This window comes from Cronobacter sp. 153480017-3, assembly GCF_053627815.1.
Map to the genome: position 1 here is coordinate 892122 of NZ_JBSEYN010000001.1, position 18534 is coordinate 910655.

The 18534-nt window shown below is 54.7% G+C and carries 15 protein-coding genes and 1 tRNA gene; 11 read left to right on the plus strand and 5 right to left on the minus strand.

Features of this window, described 5'->3' with window-relative positions; genetic code table 11:
* The first annotated feature begins 12 nt into the window (after positions 1-12).
* The 4 genes from ACUW6V_RS04345 to yejF are packed head-to-tail and all read left to right on the plus strand — an operon-like array spanning position 13 to position 5537.
* Positions 13-1818, plus strand: coding sequence for an extracellular solute-binding protein (locus ACUW6V_RS04345; RefSeq protein ID WP_454038041.1), 1806 nt, complete (start codon positions 13-15; stop codon positions 1816-1818).
* 8 nt (positions 1819-1826) lie between these two features.
* On the plus strand, positions 1827-2924 hold the full coding sequence (locus ACUW6V_RS04350; protein WP_004387440.1) for a microcin C ABC transporter permease YejB: 1098 nt from the start codon (positions 1827-1829) through the stop codon (positions 2922-2924).
* Entirely contained in the window at positions 2921-3946 is a 1026-nt protein-coding gene (locus ACUW6V_RS04355; protein WP_014728476.1) for a microcin C ABC transporter permease, read from the plus strand. Before ACUW6V_RS04350 ends, ACUW6V_RS04355 begins: the two co-directional genes overlap by 4 nt.
* Before the next feature lies 1 nt (position 3947).
* Positions 3948-5537, plus strand: a complete 1590-nt coding sequence (gene yejF / locus ACUW6V_RS04360; protein ID WP_454038042.1) for a microcin C ABC transporter ATP-binding protein YejF — start codon at positions 3948-3950, stop codon at positions 5535-5537.
* Positions 5538-5540: 3 nt separating this feature from the next.
* On the opposite strand, the gene ACUW6V_RS04365 is transcribed toward yejF, so the two are convergent.
* From ACUW6V_RS04365 to rsuA, 3 genes are all read right to left on the minus strand, one after another.
* Positions 5541-5885 (minus strand): YejG family protein, encoded by a 345-nt coding sequence (locus tag ACUW6V_RS04365; RefSeq protein ID WP_007795025.1) that lies wholly within the window; start codon positions 5883-5885, stop codon positions 5541-5543.
* A gap of 334 nt (positions 5886-6219) precedes the next feature.
* Complete coding sequence (locus ACUW6V_RS04370; RefSeq protein WP_007890789.1) at positions 6220-7416, minus strand: Bcr/CflA family multidrug efflux MFS transporter; 1197 nt, start codon at positions 7414-7416, stop codon at positions 6220-6222.
* A gap of 15 nt (positions 7417-7431) precedes the next feature.
* Positions 7432-8139: a 16S rRNA pseudouridine(516) synthase RsuA gene (gene rsuA / locus ACUW6V_RS04375; protein WP_105578690.1), complete on the minus strand. Its 708-nt coding sequence runs from the start codon at positions 8137-8139 to the stop codon at positions 7432-7434.
* A 170-nt stretch (positions 8140-8309) separates the two neighbouring features.
* Here rsuA and ACUW6V_RS04380 point away from each other — a divergent pair, with 170 nt between their 5' ends.
* Positions 8310-10070, plus strand: a complete 1761-nt coding sequence (locus ACUW6V_RS04380) for a DEAD/DEAH box helicase (RefSeq protein ID WP_454038043.1) — start codon at positions 8310-8312, stop codon at positions 10068-10070.
* A 126-nt stretch (positions 10071-10196) separates the two neighbouring features.
* Positions 10197-10481: a 50S ribosomal protein L25 gene (gene rplY / locus ACUW6V_RS04385; RefSeq protein WP_004387433.1), complete on the plus strand. Its 285-nt coding sequence runs from the start codon at positions 10197-10199 to the stop codon at positions 10479-10481.
* Positions 10482-10581: 100 nt separating this feature from the next.
* On the opposite strand, the gene yejK is transcribed toward rplY, so the two are convergent.
* Positions 10582-11586 carry a nucleoid-associated protein YejK gene (gene yejK, locus ACUW6V_RS04390; RefSeq protein WP_004387432.1) on the minus strand — a complete coding sequence of 335 codons (1005 nt, stop codon included), beginning with the start codon at positions 11584-11586 and terminating at the stop codon, positions 10582-10584.
* Between the two features lie 134 nt (positions 11587-11720).
* Here yejK and ACUW6V_RS04395 point away from each other — a divergent pair, with 134 nt between their 5' ends.
* The 4 genes from ACUW6V_RS04395 (at position 11721) to ACUW6V_RS04410 (ending at position 15381) form a co-directional block, all read left to right on the plus strand.
* Positions 11721-11948, plus strand: coding sequence for a YejL family protein (locus tag ACUW6V_RS04395; protein WP_004387431.1), 228 nt, complete (start codon positions 11721-11723; stop codon positions 11946-11948).
* A gap of 19 nt (positions 11949-11967) precedes the next feature.
* The gene (gene yejM / locus ACUW6V_RS04400; RefSeq protein WP_014728472.1) at positions 11968-13731 is read left to right on the plus strand and encodes an LPS biosynthesis-modulating metalloenzyme YejM; all 1764 of its coding nucleotides are present in this window, start codon (positions 11968-11970) and stop codon (positions 13729-13731) included.
* 74 nt (positions 13732-13805) lie between these two features.
* A tRNA-Pro gene (locus ACUW6V_RS04405) sits at positions 13806-13882 on the plus strand.
* Positions 13883-14490: 608 nt separating this feature from the next.
* On the plus strand, positions 14491-15381 hold the full coding sequence (locus tag ACUW6V_RS04410) for a LysR family transcriptional regulator (RefSeq protein ID WP_015386491.1): 891 nt from the start codon (positions 14491-14493) through the stop codon (positions 15379-15381).
* A gap of 116 nt (positions 15382-15497) precedes the next feature.
* Here ACUW6V_RS04410 and ACUW6V_RS04415 read toward each other — a convergent pair whose 3' ends face one another.
* Positions 15498-15848, minus strand: a complete 351-nt coding sequence (locus tag ACUW6V_RS04415; protein ID WP_454038044.1) for a hypothetical protein — start codon at positions 15846-15848, stop codon at positions 15498-15500.
* Positions 15849-16643: 795 nt separating this feature from the next.
* Here ACUW6V_RS04415 and inv point away from each other — a divergent pair.
* On the plus strand, positions 16644-18534 hold a 1891-nt coding region (gene inv / locus ACUW6V_RS04420; protein WP_454038045.1), incomplete at its 3' end, for an inverse autotransporter invasin Inv.

The window sequence follows — 18534 nt, forward strand, 5'->3', positions numbered from 1 at the left end:
CATACCACCTCAATGATTGCACGCGCGTTCGTTTTGCTCGTTCTGATGTTCAGCGCTGTTTGTCAGGCGCAGACCATTCATGAAAGTTACTCCCTGGCGGTGCTCGGGGAGCCGAAATATGTCGTTAACTTTAACCATTTCGATTACGTCAACCCGGCGGCCCCGAAAGGCGGCAGCATCACGCTTGCCGCCATCGGCACGTTTGATAACTTCAACCGCTACGCGCTGCGCGGCAACCCCGGCGTTCGCACCGAAGCGCTCTACGATTCACTGTTTACCAGTTCCGACGACGAGCCGGGCAGCTACTACCCGCTGATTGCCGAGATGATCCGCTACCCGGACGACTTTTCCTGGGCAGAGGTGACGATAAACCCGCAGGCGCGCAACCACGACGGCTCGTCCATTACCGCAAAAGATGTCGCCTACACCTTTCAGAAATTTATGACCGAAGGCGTGCCGCAGTTCCGGCTTTACTACAAAGGCACGACGATAAAGGCCATCGCACCACTGACCGTGCGAATCGATCTCGGGCAGCCTGGTAAAGAAAATATGCTCGGTCTGCTGACGCTGCCGGTAATGCCGGAGAAGTTCTGGCGCGACCATAAGCTCAGCGATCCGCTCTCCACACCGCCGCTTGCGAACGGCCCTTATCGCGTCAGCCAGTGGCGAATGGGGCAGTATATCGTCTACTCCCGCGTGAAGGATTACTGGGCCGCTAACCTGCCCGTGAACCGCGGCCGCTGGAATTTCGACACCATCCGTTACGACTACTATCTCGATGACAACGTCGCTTTCGAGGCGTTTAAAGCCGGCGCGTATGACTTCCGCCCGGAAACCAGCCCGAAAAACTGGGCGACGCGCTATACCGGCAGTAATTTTGACCGCGGCTATATCGTCAAAGACGAGTTTGAAAAAACCACCGCGCAGGACGCGCGCTGGCTGGCATTCAACATTCAGCGGCCTTTCTTTGCCGACCGCCGCGTACGCGAGGCGATTTCACTCGCCTTTGATTTCGAATGGATGAATAAGGTGTTGTTCTATAAAGCCTGGCGGCGGCCGAACAGCTATTTTCTGAATACCGAATACGCGGCGCGCCACTATCCTGACGCCGACGAGCTCACCCTGCTGGCACCGCTTAAAAAAGAGGTGCCGCCTGAAGTCTTTACCCGCATCTACGAGCCCCCGGTGTCGCGCGGCGACGGCTTTGACAGAGAGAATCTCCTCAAAGCGCTGGCGCTGCTGAAAGACGCGGGCTGGGAGCTTAAAAATAACAAGCTGGTGAACCGCGAAACCGGCAAACCGTTTACGTTTGTACTGCTGCTGGGCTCGGAGGGCAATAACCAGTGGGTGTTACCCTTCCAGCACAGCCTGACGCGGCTGGGCATTACGATGACCATCCGTCAGGTGGATAATTCGCAGCTTACCAACCGACTGCGCAAACGCGATTTCGACATGATGCCGACGCTCTATCGCGCGTCGCCCTGGCCCGATACCGGATTGCAGATAAGCTGGGCCTCGGACTATATCGACTCCTCGTGGAACACCCCCGGCGTACAGAACCCGGCGGTGGATAAACTGATAGCGCAGATTATCGCAAACCAGGGCAATCAGCAGAAGCTGCTGCCACTCGGTCGCGCGCTCGACCGCGTGCTGACCTGGAACTACTACATGATCCCAATGTGGTACGCCGCGGCGGATCGCGTGGCGATGTGGAACAAATTCTCGCGCCCCGCCACCAGCCCGCTCTACACGATTGGCTTTGATACGTGGTGGTATGACGTCAATAAAGCCGCCACGCTGCCAGAAGCACGGCGCTGAGGAGAATTATGGGCGCTTATCTGCTTCGCCGCTTACTGCTGCTGATCCCGACACTCTGGGCCATCATCACGCTTAACTTTTTCATCGTACAGATAGCGCCCGGCGGCCCGGTGGATCAGGCGCTTGCCGCTATCCAGTTTGGCAGCGCCAGCGGCATCCCCGGCGTTCAGAACGGCGGGATGCAGAGCAGCCGTCCGCAAAACGGCGTGATGAACGTTAACGAAAGCCACTACCGCGGCGCTCGCGGGCTCGACCCGGAAGTGGTCGCCGAAATCACCCACCGTTACGGGTTCGACAAACCGCTACATGAGCGCTACCTGAAAATGCTGTGGGATTACGCGCGTTTCGATTTTGGCGACAGCCTGTTTCGCAGCGCGTCGGTCATCGATTTGATAAAAAACAGCCTGCCGGTCTCGGTCACGCTCGGCCTGTGGAGCACGCTGATAATCTATCTGGTGTCGATTCCCCTCGGCATTCGCAAGGCGGTGAACAGCGGCAGCCGCTTCGACGTCTGGAGCAGCGTGGCGATTATCACCGGCTACGCCGTGCCTGCCTTTTTGTTCGCCATTTTATTAATTGTCGTTTTCGCCGGCGGCACCTGGTTTGATCTCTTCCCGCTGCGCGGGCTGGTCTCGGCTAATTTCGACACGCTGCCGTGGTATCAGAAAATTACCGACTATCTCTGGCACATTACGCTGCCGGTGCTGGCGACAGTGATTGGCGGTTTCGCGACGCTCACCATTCTCACCCGCAACGCGTTTCTCGATGAGATCCGCAAACAGTATGTGGTAACGGCCCGCGCCAAAGGGCTTGGCGAGCAGCAGATCCTCTGGCGTCATGTGTTTCGTAACGCCATGCTGCTGGTGATTGCGGGCTTCCCGGCCACGTTTATCAGCATGTTTTTCACCGGTTCCGTGCTGATTGAGGTGATTTTCTCGCTCAACGGCCTTGGGCTGCTGGGCTACGAAGCCACCGTGTCGCGCGATTATCCGGTAATGTTTGGCACGCTCTATATTTTCACCCTGGTCGGCCTGCTGCTGAATATCCTGAGCGATATCACTTATACGCTTGTCGACCCACGCATTGATTTCGAGAGGCGCGGATGAGAAGACTCAATCCGGTCAATCAGGCGCGCTGGGCGCGGTTTCGTCATAACCGGCGCGGCTACTGGTCGCTGTGGATTTTCGCGATAATTTTTGCCTTAAGCCTCTGTGCCGAGCTTATCGCCAACGATAAACCGCTGGCGGTGCATTATCAGGACCGCTGGTATTTCCCGCTTATCCATAACTACAGCGAAAGCGATTTTGGCGGGCCGCTCGCCACGCCTGCCGATTATCAGGACCCATGGCTGCAACAGCGGCTGGAAGATAAAGGCTGGGTGCTGTGGGCGCCGGTGCGTTTTAGCGGCACTGCGATTAATTTCGCGTCGGATCACCCCTTCCCTGCCCCGCCGTCGGCGCAAAACTGGTTGGGCACCGACGCCAACGGCGGCGATGTGCTGGCGCGCATTCTGTATGGCACGCGCATCTCCTTGCTGTTCGGGATAATGCTGACGCTCTGCGCCAGCGCCATCGGCATTACGGTTGGCGCAATCCAGGGCTACTACGGCGGCAGAATCGATCTGTTCGGCCAGCGCTTTATCGAGATCTGGTCCGGCATGCCAACGCTGTTTCTGATCATTATTCTTTCAAGCGTGGTGCAACCGGGCTTCTGGTGGCTGCTTTTGATAACCGTGCTGTTCGGTTGGATGACGCTGGTAGGTGTAGTGCGCGCCGAGTTTCTACGTACCCGCAATTTTGACTATATCCGCGCCGCCCAGGCGCTTGGCGTCAGCGACCGCGCGATTATCTGGCGTCATATGCTGCCAAATGCGATGGTGGCGACGCTGACATTTCTGCCGTTTATTCTGTGCGGCTCAATTACCGTGCTGACGGAGCTCGATTTCCTGGGCTTCGGGCTGCCGCTCGGCTCGCCCTCACTCGGCGAACTGCTGTTGCAGGGCAAGAATAACCTCGAAGCGCCCTGGCTTGGCCTCACCGCCTTTTTCTCGCTGGCGATTTTACTGTCGTTACTCATTTTTATCGGCGAAGCGGTTCGCGACGCCTTCGATCCCGGTAAGGCGGTCTGATATGGCGCACCCTCTGCTTTCCATCGACAATCTTTCCATCGCGTTTCGCCAGCGGGGCGTTGAACGTCAGGTGGTGGATTCGCTGTCGCTGGCTATTGAGCCGGGCGAAACGCTGGCGCTGGTGGGTGAATCGGGCTCCGGAAAAAGCGTCACGGCCCTTTCCGTGCTGCGTCTGCTCCCGTCGCCGCCGGTGGTTTATCCGCAGGGCGATATCCGCTTTCAGGGGCAGTCGCTGCTGCACGCCAGCGAACGCGAACTGCGCGCGGTGCGCGGCAACCAGATAGCGATGATTTTTCAGGAGCCAATGGTTTCCTTAAACCCGCTGCATACCGTAGAAAAACAGCTTTATGAAGTGCTGTCGCTGCACCGCGGAATGCGTCGCGAGCCCGCGCGCGCTGAGATCCTCACCTGCCTTGAGCGCGTCGGTATTCGCAACGCATCGCAGCGGATGAACGATTTCCCGCACCAGCTTTCCGGCGGCGAACGCCAGCGCGTGATGATCGCGATGGCGCTGCTGACCCGCCCGGCCCTGCTCATCGCCGATGAACCGACCACCGCGCTGGACGTCACGGTGCAGGCACAGATCCTGCAACTGCTGGCGGAGCTTAAGCGCGAACTCAACATGGGGCTGCTGTTCATCACCCATAACCTGAATATCGTCAAACGGCTGGCGGATAACGTGGCGGTGATGCAGAACGGGCGTTGCGTGGAGCAAAACCGCGCCGCGGCGCTGTTCGCCGCGCCCGCGCATGACTACACCCGACGCCTGATTAACGCCGAACCCGACGGCTCTCCGGTGCCGCTTCCTGAGCCTGCCGTGCCTTTACTCACTGTGCGTGGGCTGAGCGTGGCGTTTGAGAAGCGTCGCGGGCTGCTGCGGCGCGTCGCGGGCTATCATCATGCGCTCAAAAATTTAAGCTTTACGTTGCATGCGGGCGAAAGCCTGGGGCTGGTGGGCGAATCGGGGTCGGGCAAGAGTACGTCAGGGCTTGCGCTGCTGCGCCTTATCGCCTCAAAAGGCGAGATTGTTTTCGACGGGCATCCGCTGCACACGCTTAACCGCCGCGCGCTGCTGCCGCTGCGCCGCCGCATTCAGGTGGTATTTCAGGATCCGAACTCATCGCTCAACCCGCGTCTTGACGTACAAAGCATTATCGCCGAAGGGCTGCGCGTCCATCAGCCAGCGCTGACCCCGGTTGAGCGCGAGGCGCAGGTGATTGATGTGATGCGCGAAGTGGGGCTCGATCCCGAAACGCGCCACCGTTACCCGAGCGAATTTTCCGGTGGCCAGCGCCAGCGCATCGCCATCGCGCGCGCGCTGATCTTAAAACCCGAGTTGCTTATTCTGGATGAACCGACGTCGTCGCTCGATCGCACCGTACAGGCGCAGATCCTTTCACTGCTGAAAAAGCTACAGCAAGAGCATCAGCTCGCTTACCTGTTTATCAGCCATGATTTGCAGGTGGTGCGCTCGCTGTGTCATCAGGTGGTAGTATTGCGTCAGGGAGAGGTCATTGAGCAGGGCGACTGTCAGACGGTTTTCGCCGCCCCGCGTGAGGCCTATACGCGCGAGCTGTTAACGCTGCGCTGAGGCTCAGAAAGGATTCTGGCCGGAAAACGGCTCGGCAATCGCCACGCCGAAATTCTTCAGCCGACAGGTGGCCGCGAACTCATCCTGATGGCTCACGAACAGGCACGGCTCGCCTTCGCACTCCAGAACAGAACAATCTACCGAGATGTCGCTCAGCGCCTGGCTGAGCTTCTGCATCACCGGCCAGGCTTTTTCGCCGTCCGGGCTTAACAGGCGCAGGCCAACCAGACAGTTGTCGCAGTCCGGGCCCTGATGCGGAATCGGTTCAACTTTTGAACCGGCGAAACCCGCCCGCCACCGATAGCTCTGCGGCAAGCGATGAACGATAGAGAGTTGTAGCGTATTCAAGATAGTGTCCCCGGAAACATAAATTTTACAAGTCATTCACATAAAGATTAACACATGTTGACAAAAAGTGATCGTGTCAACAAAGAAAACGGTTTCATTGCCACCGCATCCTCCGGTTATTTCCTCACCAGCGAGGCGGTTATTTTGTGCGTTGGCTCGCATTTTGGCGCTATATGTACCCCGTTACGCGCCCCGACACAACCTTTTTTAATACAAGGCCGTGACTTTTTACGCGATATATTTTTACATTCAGGAAACGAAAATGACTCAAGAAAGCGCGCCAGAGGGACTTAATGCGTGACTAAAAGGCGGGAGTGATACTCCCGCGAGAAGATCAGACAGCGCGTCGGCGAGGACGGCTGGCGTAGAGATAGAAAAGAATGGAACAGGTAGCGCAGAAGAAGATGGAAAGCAGCATTGGCCAGGCGGAGTTGAACGTCGCCATAGAGAGCAGCGCGCCCATAATCGCCCCGATCCCGAAGCGGAACGTGCCCGCGAGCGACGAGGCCGTTCCCGCCATATGCGGAAACTCATCCAGGATAACCGCCATCGCGTTGGACGCCACCAGCGACACACAGCCGACAAACGCCGCCACGCCCAGCACCAGCGACCAGAAGCCGACATCAAACTGCGCGCTAATCACCAGCCACACGGCCATCGCAAACTGAATAAACAGCCCGGCGCGGAACATTTTCAGCGCGCCCACGCGGCGCACAAAGCGGCTGTTAATGATGGTCATCACGAACAGAAACACGATATTCAGCGCGAAGTAATAACCGAAGTGCTGCGGCGAAACGTGATTCAGTTCGATATAGACAAACGGCCCGGCGCTTAAAAACGAGAACATGCCGGCAAAGCTGAAGCCGCTCGCCAGCATATAGCTCAGGACGCGCTTATGGCGAAACAGCGTGGCGAAGTTGCCAAGCGTGGTGCGAAAGTGAAACTTCTGGCGACGCTCCACCGGCAGCGTTTCGCGGATAAGAAAGAAAATCATGGCGCAGGCGAGCAGCGCCAGCACCGCGAGGATCCAGAAAATCACGTGCCAGTTAAACCAGACCAGCACCGCCCCGCCCGCCATCGGTGCCAGCAGCGGGGCAATGGTCGTCACCAGCATCACGAAGGACATCATGCGCGAGAACTCTTCCTTCGGGTAGATATCGCGCATCAGGGCGTTAATCACCACGCTTGCCGCCGCCGCGGAAAGCCCGTGCAGAAAACGCATATAAATGAGCTGATCGATGCTCTGGGCCAGCGCGCAGGCGATGGCGGCCGCCGCGAATATCAGCGTGCCGCCGAGAATAACCGGCTTGCGTCCCAGACTGTCGGCCATCGGCCCATAAAAAAGCTGGCCGATAGCAAAGCCCAGAATATAGGTGCTGAGCGTCATCTGGGCGCTGCCCGCCTCGACGCCAAACTCGCTGGCGATAACCGGCAGCGCCGGGAGATACATATCGATAGAGAGCGGCATCAGCATGGCCAGCAGGCCAAGAATAAACACAATACCCAGCGACGAATTCTGCCTGGTGGTCACAGTTGACTCCTGAAATTAGCGTGACGGCATGCCAACGCTGGCAATTTCGTCTTCGGTTAACGGGCGGTATTCGCCAGGCGCAAGCTCAGGATCGAGTTCAATCGCCCCGATGCGCTCGCGATGCAGACCGACAACGTAATTACCCACCGCCGCAAACATGCGCTTCACCTGATGATAGCGCCCTTCGCTGATGGTGAGACGCACTTCGGTCGGGGTGATCACTTCAAGCTGCGCCGGTTTGGTGAGATCTTTTTCGTTGTTGAGCTGTACGCCTTTGGCAAACAGCGCCGCGGTGTCATCCGCCACCGGCGATTCCAGCGTCACCAGATAGGTTTTCTCGCAATGGTGGCGCGGCGAGGTGATGCGGTGCGACCACTGGCCGTCGTCAGTCATCAGCACAAGGCCGGTGGTGTCGATATCCAGCCGCCCTGCGGCGTGCAGCTTATGCGCGACCGGCTCGTCCAGAAAATAGAGCACCGTCGGGTGATCCGGATCGTCGGTGGAGCAGACGTAGCCCTGCGGTTTATTCAGCATAAAATAGCGTGGGCCGTTCTGCTGGATGAGCGGATTGCCGTCATATTCGACGTCGTGATCCGCCAGCAGTTTAAAAGCGCTGTCTTTTACAATCTCGCCATCCACCGTGACCCGGCTGGCGCGAATTTCACGGCCAGCAATAGCGCGGCTGACGCCAAGCTGCTGGGCGATAAATTTATCAAGTCGCATTACGTTTATAAGCCTGTTGTTGATGCAGTTCCGACGCGGGGGCGGGCAAAGCGCCCGTCAATATGCTTGAAGCGGAATCAGAGCCGTCAGTATAACGGGCAATGGCCCGCTCACAAGATGAAAATGATTCGTGGCATAATATTAGCGTGATCCCTATTTCTGCAGGCCCCATGTCCTTTACTTTACGTCCCTACCAGCGCGAAGCGGTGGATGCCACCCTTAACCATTTTCGCCGCCACGACGCGCCAGCGGCGATCGTTCTGCCGACCGGCGCAGGCAAAAGCCTGGTGATCGCCGAACTGGCGCGGCTCGCACGCGGCCGTGTGCTGGTGCTCGCCCACGTGAAAGAGCTGGTGGCGCAAAACCATGCGAAATATCTGGCGCTCGGGCTTGAGGCCGATATTTACGCGGCCGGTCTCGCACGCAAACAGAGCCACGGCAAGGTCGTGTTCGGCAGCGTGCAGTCGGTGGCGCGCAACCTCGACCATTTTCAGGGAGAATTCTCGCTGGTGATTGTCGATGAGTGCCATCGCATCAGCGATGATGACGACAGCCAGTATCAGCAAATTCTCACGCACCTGCGTAAGCAGAACCCGCGCCTGCGCTTACTGGGGCTGACCGCGACACCGTTTCGCCTCGGCAAAGGCTGGATTTACCAGTTTCATTATCACGGCATGGTGCGCGGCGATGAAAAAGCGTTGTTTCGCGACTGCATCTACGAGCTGCCGCTGCGCTACATGATTAAACACGGCTACCTGACGCCGCCGGAGCGGCTCGATATGCCGGTGGTGCAATATGATTTCAGCCGCCTGCAGGCCCAGAGCAACGGGCTGTTCAGCGAGGCTGACCTTAACCGCGAGCTGAAACAGCAGCAGCGCATCACGCCGCATATCGTGAGCCAGATTGTGGAATTCGCCGCTGACCGGCGCGGCGCGATGATTTTCGCCGCGACCGTCGAGCACGCGCGCGAAATCACCGGCCTGCTGCCTGCCGGCGAAGCGGCGCTTATCACTGGTGAAACGCCGGGGCGCGAGCGCGACGCGATTATTGAGGCGTTTAAAGCCCAGCAGTTGCGTTTTCTCGTCAACGTGGCGGTACTCACCACCGGCTTTGACGCGCCACATGTGGATCTCATCGCTATTCTGCGCCCGACTGAATCGGTCAGCCTCTATCAGCAGATTGTCGGGCGCGGGCTGCGGCTGTCGCCGGGCAAAAAAGATTGCCTTATCCTTGATTACGCGGGCAACCCGCACGATCTCTACGCGCCGGAAGTGGGCGCGCCGAAGGGTAAAAGCGACAACGTGCCGGTGCAGGTCTTCTGCCCCGCCTGCGGTTTTGCCAATACGTTCTGGGGCAAAACCACGGCGGATGGCACGCTTATCGAGCATTTCGGCCGCCGCTGCCAGGGCTGGTTCGAAGATGACGAGGGCCACCGTGAACAGTGCGACTACCGCTTCCGCTTTAAAAACTGTCCGCACTGCAATGCGGAAAACGACATCGCTGCGCGGCGCTGCCGCGAATGCGACAAGGTGCTGGTAGATCCGGACGACATGCTGAAAGCGGCGCTGAAGCTTAAAGACGCGCTGGTGCTGCGTTGCGGCGGCATGCAGCTCCAGCCAGGCGCCGATGAGAAAGGCGAATGGCTGAAAGTGACCTATTACGATGAGGACGGCGCGGACGTCAGCGAACGCTTTCGCCTGCACACGCCCGCGCAACGCACCGCCTTCGAACAGCTTTTTATTCGCCCGCACACCCGCACGCCGGGGGTGCCGCTGCGCTGGATAACGGTTAATGATATCGTGGCCCAGCAGGCGCTGCTGCGTCATCCGGATTTCGTGGTGGCCAGGCTTAAAGGCCAGTACTGGCAGGTGCGTGAAAAGGTGTTCGATTATAACGGGCGGTTCCGCCGGGCCAATGAATTACGTGGGTAGCGGCGGTTTTCGTTGCCCCTGCGCGCTCAAATAGCTATAATGCCGCCCGCTTTTGCATCCGCAAAGCCAGTCATTTGCCTGTTGCTGGGTCGCCTGTAACAGGTTTCTTTATTAAGAGAGATGTCAATGTTTACTATCAACGCTGAAGTACGTAAAGAGCAGGGTAAGGGTGCGAGCCGCCGCCTGCGTCACGCCAACAAGTTCCCGGCTATCGTTTACGGTGGCACCGAGGCTCCGGTTGCAATCGAACTGGACCACGACAAAGTGATGAACATGCAGGCTAAACCGGAGTTTTACAGCGAAGTGCTGACTCTGGCTATCGATGGCAAAGAAGTTAAAGTAAAAGTTCAGGCTGTACAGCGTCACCCGTACAAACCGAAACTGCACCACATCGACTTCGTTCGCGCGTAAGTGCAATGAAGAAAAAACGCCGCGCTATGCGGCGTTTTTTTTGCCTGTAATTCAGGCGCAAAAATTAAGGGCGGAAATTCCGCCCTTTTTCATTTCACGTTTATTTGCCTGACGTCCGGCGCTGTAGCTGATCGCGCAGGTTCGGCGGCGTGCCTTTAATGGTCAGCGTGTCGGTCGCCGGATCCCAGAAAATACGCTCGCCAAGCAGCATGGCGTCGAAGTTAATCGTAAGCCCTCCGCCGCTGCCGGCGTATTTGGTCAGCTGACGCAGCGTGCTGCGGTCCGCCGGGAAGGTCTCTTCCAGCTCATAGCCCTGCTCCGCCGTAAACTCCTGGAAGCTTTTCTCGCCAAAACTCGGCAGCTCTTTGGAAAGCTCAGACAGCGCAATTTCTTCGCCCGCCTGCAACTGCTCGTTACAGTAGCTGTAGACCTGCGCGCGCACGTTCTGGCGCTCGGCTTTATCGAGCTGCGCCTCGGCGGTGAAATCATCCAGCGCCTGCAACAACCCGCGGTTCTGCGCTTTGGTATCAAGCCCCACGCTCGCGCCCAGGAAATCCATAAAGAAATCGGCGACCTTGCGCCCTACCCGGCCTTTCAGGAAGGTTAAGTAGCGGGTCGATTCCGGGTTGGTTTCCCATTCGGTCAGATCGATGCGCGCGACGATATCGGCGTGGTTGATATCCAGATAGTGCGTGGTGCTGATATCCAGCTGTTCGTTAACGCGCATGCTGCTTAAATTGTTCAGCACCGCCACCAGCAGGTATTCGACCGCGAGATAACGATAGTGACAAAACAGCACGATACCGCCATCCGCGAACGGGTATTTCGCCAGCTCGTCACGCAGACGGCCGGTGGCCGCACGGCTGAACGCGAGGAAATCTTCATCGCCGCGACGACACTGACGCAGCGCCTCGGCAAGCTCGCTCTCTTCGTTAAAAAGGCCGTAGGCTTTGCTTTTCGCGCTGTAGACGCGATGCAGCTCGGCCATCATTTCCGTGACCGTATTGCCAGGTTCAAGCAGCGAGTCGCGCAGGATAAGCTCCAGGTTCTGCTCATCGCGCTTAATTAACTGATGTAAGGCAATCTGGTTGATATCCAGACTCATGATAAACTCTCCTGTTGGGCAGGGGCGTATTCAACCACTGCCTGCCGTCCTGCGCAACCGCTGATAAAAAAGCGGAAATAAAGCCACTGCTACGGTAAGATATTGGACTTTCCTGAACAAACTGATGTTGATTTATGCCACAACTATCCCGCTATAGTGACGAACGCGTTGAAGAATTACTGACTGAACTGGCGAGCGTGCTGTCAAAGCACAAGGCGCCGACCGACCTTTCCCTGATGGTACTTGGGAATATGGTCACCAATGTTATCAATAACAGCGTGGCTCCCGCGCAGCGCAAGACGCTGGCGCGCTCCTTCGCGGAGGCGTTGCAGTCCTCCATTCGCGACGATAACGCGCATTAAGGAAGAACGTTAAAAAGCTATGGTGACTAACCGTCAGCGCTACCGCGAAAAAGTCTCCCAGATGATCAGCTGGGGGCACTGGTTCGCCCTGTTCAATATTCTCTTCTCCATTGTCCTCGGTAGCCGCTATCTGTTTATCGCCGACTGGCCCACGACCCTGACGGGCCGGATTTACTCCTACGTGAGTCTGGTGGGCCATTTTAGCTTTCTGGTGTTTGCCACGTACCTGCTGATCCTGTTCCCGCTCACGTTTATCGTGATGTCGCAACGGCTGATGCGGTTCCTGTCGGCGATTCTCGCGACCATCGGCATGACGCTGCTGCTGGTCGACAGCGAAGTCTTTACCCGCTTCCACCTGCATATCAATCCGGTGGTCTGGCAGGTGGTGATTAACCCCGATCAAAGCGAAATGGCCCGCGACTGGCAGCTGATGTTTATCGCGGTGCCGGTGATTTTGCTTATCGAGATGCTGTTCGCCACCTGGAGCTGGCAGAAGCTGCGCAGCCTGACGCGCCGCCGCCGGTACGCACGCCCCGTGGCCGCGCTCTTTTTCGCCTCGTTTGTGACTACGCACGTGATGTATATCTGGGCCGATGCCAATTTCTACCGTCCGGTCACGATGCAGCGCGCGAACCTCCCGCTCTCCTACCCGATGACGGCGCGCCGTTTTCTGGAAAAACATGGCCTGCTGGACGCGCAGGAGTATCAGCGCCGTCTGGTGGAGCAAGGCGATCCGGAGGCGGTCAGCGTACAATATCCGCTGAGCGATCTGCGCTACGGCGATATGGGCTCCGGGCATAACGTGCTGTTGATTACGGTCGATGGCCTGAACTACTCGCGCTTTGAAAAACAGATGCCGTCGCTTGCGCAGTTTGCGCACGACAACATCAATTTCACCCAGCATTTCAGCTCCGGGAATCTGACCGATAGCGGCATTTTTGGCCTGTTCTACGGAATTTCGCCGGGTTACATGGATGGCGTGCTGGCCGCCCGTATTCCGGCGGCGCTGATCACCGCGCTGAATCAGCAGGGGTATCAGCTCGGCCTGTTCGCGTCAGATGGTTTCAGCAGTTCGCTGTACCGCCAGGCGCTGCTGTCGGACTTCTCACTCCCGACGACACAGCCGCAGGGCGACGATCAAACCGCGTCGCAGTGGATTAGCTGGCTCAACAAATACGCGTCAGAAGATAACCGCTGGTTCTCATGGGTCTCCTTCAATGGCACCAACATTGATGAAGATACTCAGCAGGCGGCCTTTACGCGCCGCTACGCCCGCGCGGCGGGGAATGTGGATACGCAGATTGATCGCGTGCTGGCGTCGCTTAAAGCGAGCGGTAAGCTGGATAATACCGTTGTGATTATCACGGCGGGCCGCGGCGTTCCGTTAGGCAAGCAGCAGGAGAGCTTCGGCTGGGATCGCTCGCGCATTCAGGTGCCGCTGGTTATCCACTGGCCGGGCACGCCTGCGCAGCGCGTGACGAAACTGACCGATCATCAGGACGTGATGACGACCCTGATGCAGCGTCTGTTGCATGTGCGCACACCGGCTTATGAATATTCGCAGGGCGAAGATCTCTTCTCCCCTGCCCGCCGCAATAACTGGGTGGTGAGCGCGGATAACAATACGCTGGCGGTGACGACGCCGCAGATGACGCTGGTGCTGGACAACAACGGCAACTACCGGATGTATGACCTGCGCGGCGAGCGAATGAAGGACGATAAACCGCAGCTCAGCCTGCTGCTGCAGGTGCTGACGGATGAAAAACGCTTCATTGCTAACTGATTGATTATTTATAAATCACTCGGCCTGGCGCGGCTTGCAATCAGCGTGAAAACGGGTAGTATAAGCCTCCACGTCGGCACGTAGCGCAGCCTGGTAGCGCACTGTCATGGGGTGTCAGGGGTCGGAGGTTCAAATCCTCTCGTGCCGACCAAAATTTAAATGCGCCAGTCCGCAGCAATGTGAGTGGCACATTACCCCGGAAAAGAGCAAGTCGAAAGACTTGCTCTTTTTATATCTGTCGTATCCTGACCGATGCGTTTATCTTTCCCGTTCCTGTCAATACCCCCTCTCTTTAGGCAAAAAATAGCCAGTCGCACACTGACGCATACCTGTGATTTCATGTCTGCTCGCCTGAAACATTACAGTCAGTCAGAAAGAGATGTCCGCGGTTGATTTTACTGCTCTCCTGCTACAGACCGGCTATTATCTGTACCTGCTAATAGCGAATATCAAATAAAAAATTACACGCACAACAACATCATATTCTGGTATGCCGCCCTAAATTTTGCCTGGTAAAATAATGACGGAATCAGCATGAGCCGCTCATTGCTTATTACCATCCAGAAATGTGCGATTAATGCGCATTCTGTCAGCCATTTTTGAGCCAAGGATAATAGCTAATCGCGTATCTTACCTGTGAGAGACCTGCACAGGAGCACGGACAGACAGCTACTACATATGAGGGATCTGGAAGGTATTATTTTCCCATCAATCATCTTCAAATATGTTGTTGAAGAAGGAAACTTTTGAACGGGGGTAATGATGAATTTGTTAATATCAAAAAAATTAAAATACTTTATTGTTTGTTTTGAAGCGAAATGCATCAACAGTGCGGCAGAGCAACTGTGTGTAACACGCTCACCTCTCGCCCGCGTAATCTACGAAATGGAAGAAAAAATGGGAGGGAAATTATTTATCAGAAAATATAATTACCTTGAACCAACAGAATTAGCGATTACGCTTTATGAGAAAATCAAACCTGTTTACGACCTCCTCTATTCGATAGAAAACGACTTCAGTATCTCAGCCAAATGCTCCCGATTTGAGTTACTTTGCGACATTAGTGTCCCACTGGTCATTTATCAGCATATTTTATCCTGGCTAAAAAAAACGAACCAGCCTGTGTGTTGCAGGCGCGTCTCTGTCTCCTGCGCCGATATCCAGTCTCTTCACACTAACCCCGACGCAGGCATCTTATCCTTCAGAGAAATAGCTTACACTGATAATCTTATTTTTCATAAAGCCAGTGATGAATCCATTTTCCTTCTTATGCCTGAAACACTTCACGTCACAGCGCTAAAAAACTTTAACAGCATCCGTAATGTAAGCCTGCTTATCAGAAAGGATGTTTTCTCCAATGAGTTAAAAGGAATTATCTCAAATAGCATCAAAAGCTTTATACCGCATGTGGATATTATAGAAACAGACAGAGATACGGCCTCTATTCTCATTTCAGTAAGTTCGGGAGAGGGAATGATGTTATTACCCGAATGTCTCACTTCGTTTTTTTCGCCACCGGGTGTAAAGAAGATAAAAATACCAGACATCAGAATTCAGAGCGGGCTTTATATCAATAAAAAACATAAAAGCACAGCCATTGTTTCTGACATTATGCAAGTATTAGCCGCTATTACAAAACAAGCACAGTAATTCCTTTCCTGCTTATTAAGACCGACATGCCATAAAATCATCTCTGATGTATTGGTGTCAATCATATACATCAGAGATTTTAATACCATGCTTTACAATACAGTCTTTGCGATGTGTTATTTTTTCTTTTCGAGCACTTTATCAATATCAAATCCTGTCCTTTTCTTAATGATATAAACCAGAATACGGTTAATACCCTTTGAACCCACCAGCGCGATGCAGATGGCAATAGTTCGTGAAGATATCCGCATGCCGAAGATGGATGACATGCTAATGATATGCGGCCTGATAAGAGCAAAGAGCAGGATACTGATAATCAGATCGCCTGTTCTTTCACGCAGCCGATCGCCGCCACATAACCATCTGCCCACCTCACCCAGGGTCAATATGATCAAAATTCTGATCATTTCTATCGGGTCGGAAACGAGTGTCATGATTATCTCTCCCAATGCTACCTTACTGCTCATCAATATACTCCTCAGAACATACTCACCACCTCTAACGTGTTATGTGAACCTGTAACGCACTTCATTTATAAAAGCCCCCTCATTCTTCTCAAACCGGTACAGCCCGTTTCCGCGCGCTCATCGTGTAATGAGCGTACGGGCAAAGCCGCCAGACTATTTTTTCTTCCGGTAAATTGTTCGTATACAGATATTTCAGCAATAATCTTTACTCCCGTAAGCCATTCTCAAATAGCGATAAACAAAATTAATCCACGTGTAGCAGAGACCCTATTATTATCTATTTTATATAGCTTTATACTGGCCTTTTTTTGCAAAAGAGTGAGCATAAAAATACACTTTATACATCACCCTGTTTATTAGCACGCTTAACCCCCCTTATCATCACTGGAATATTCTTATTAATCCTATTATAGTAATTTCCGCTTTCAGACTCGGCGTTAGCCAGTTAATAATGTCAGCGTTAATAACATTTACTTACATGTTCAACAAAAGGTATTGCAAAGGGTCATCAGTTTTTATGCTCTCGTTGACTTTTAGCAGGAGAAACCATCGATACATTTAATCCTTATTGAAGGCGCTTTGCTGTAATTATTTAAATTCAGCAACTTACTCTTTTACATACTCATCCTGTTATTCCAGGAGCATTAATGCTGTCTGGTATGGCATCGATATTTATATGGGAAATTAAGGCATAGGTTAATACTGCATTTTTCAGGATATTAAGATGCATTTGGCATCATTAAGGATACCTGTAGCACGGGTGTTGATTGAGAATTTATGCATGAGCAATCCATAATGGAAAAGAATACGTTAAAAATTAGCCTGTTAAAAAAGATTGTTATCTGGGCGCAAATCCTCCTACAAATAGCGTTCCCTTTATTAGTATTACCCGCGCACGCCTCATCCGGGCCTGGCGCGACTGAAACAGATATGTCTGATGCGTCAACGCTTAGCGCGTCGCTTGCCAGCAGTGCGGCACAAAATGGCGCTGATGCAATAAAAAACACCGCAACACATCTCGCAACAACTCATGCGGCCTCAACGGTTGAAGAATGGTTAAGCCATTTCGGTACTGCGCAGGTCACGCTTGACGTCGATGATAACGGAAACTGGGATAATAGCGCTTTTGATTTCCTGGCTCCGCTCTATGACAATAAGAAATCCGTGCTTTTCACCCAGCTAGGCATTCGCGCACCTGATGGCCGCACGACCGGCAACATTGGCTTAGGGGTACGCACATTCTATGTCCGCGACTGGATGTTCGGCGGTAACGTCTTTTTTGATGATGATTTTACGGGTGAAAATCGCCGGATCGGATTTGGCGCTGAAGCCTGGACAAATTATCTCAAACTTTCCGCCAATACGTATATTGGAACCAGTCAATGGCACAACTCAGGCGATTTTGATAATTACAATGAAAAGCCTGCTGACGGTTATGACGTGCGCGCAGAAGGTTATCTTCCTTCGTTTCCACAGCTAGGCGCGAAATTAATGTACGAACAATATTACGGTGATAACGTGGCGTTGTTCGATAAAGATCATTTGCAGAGTAACCCCTCCGCAGTGACGGTCGGTTTAAATTATACGCCCGTGCCCCTGATTACCGCTGGCATCGATTATAAGCGTGGCCAGGATTCCATGGACGAAATGAAGTTCAGCCTGAACTTTCACTACGCGCTTGATAGCTCATGGCAGTCGCAAATCTCCCCCGAGCAAGTGGCCACACGACGGAGTCTGGCTGGCAGCCGTTACGATCTCGTTGATCGCAACAATGAAATTATCCTGCAATACAAGAAAAAAGCGACGTCAAAAGCGGTGGCGGATATGACGCTTGCAACAATAAAAAATAACAGTCCGGCGGATGGCACCTCTGCCGACACCGTTACGCTTCATGCTGTCACCGCTGATGGCAAGCCTGCCGCCCATGCCGCCATCGTCTGGACGGTGAGTGGCAACGCGGCTCTGAGCAGTACGAACAGCGTGACGGATGCAAATGGCAATACTTCCGTTAACCTGACGAATACGACTGCGGGTCAGGTGATCGTGACCGCCACCTCCGGTTCTGTCGTACGCACGACATCTGCGGCATTCAATCTCTTAGTCGCAAATCTGGATCTCGTCGTCACTAAAGATAACAGTATTGCCGACGGCACCGATCAAAACGCCGCCCAGGTACAGGTGAAAGATGCCAGCGGTAAAGGACTCTCCGGCGTTGCGATATCCTGGAAAGTGGGCAATGGTGCCACAATTGTCAGCAGCGACAAGGCCACGAACAGCAGCGGTGTGGCAACGATTCATCTTTCTTCCACGACCCCGGGCGCTATAAAGCTGAGCGCCAGTGCCGGGAATAAGACGGATTCCGTAAACTCAACCTTCGTGAGCCAGACTGTCGCCGCTGTCGCAGTGACCATGACCACCAACAATTCCCCTGCCGACGGCAGCACGGTCAACGTCGCGCAGGCGCTGGTTACCAGCGCGTCGGGCCAGCCGATGCCGGGGGTCAGCGTCACCTGGAACGTGGGAACGGCCACCGCCACCACGCCGCTCACCGTCACCACCAACGCCAGCGGGATCGCCACCGTCAGCCTCATCGACACCACGGCGGAAACCGTCACCGTCAGCGCCAGCGCGGGCGGAAAATCCGGCAGCGCCTCTGCGGTCTTTACCGCGGTGCCGGTGAATGATG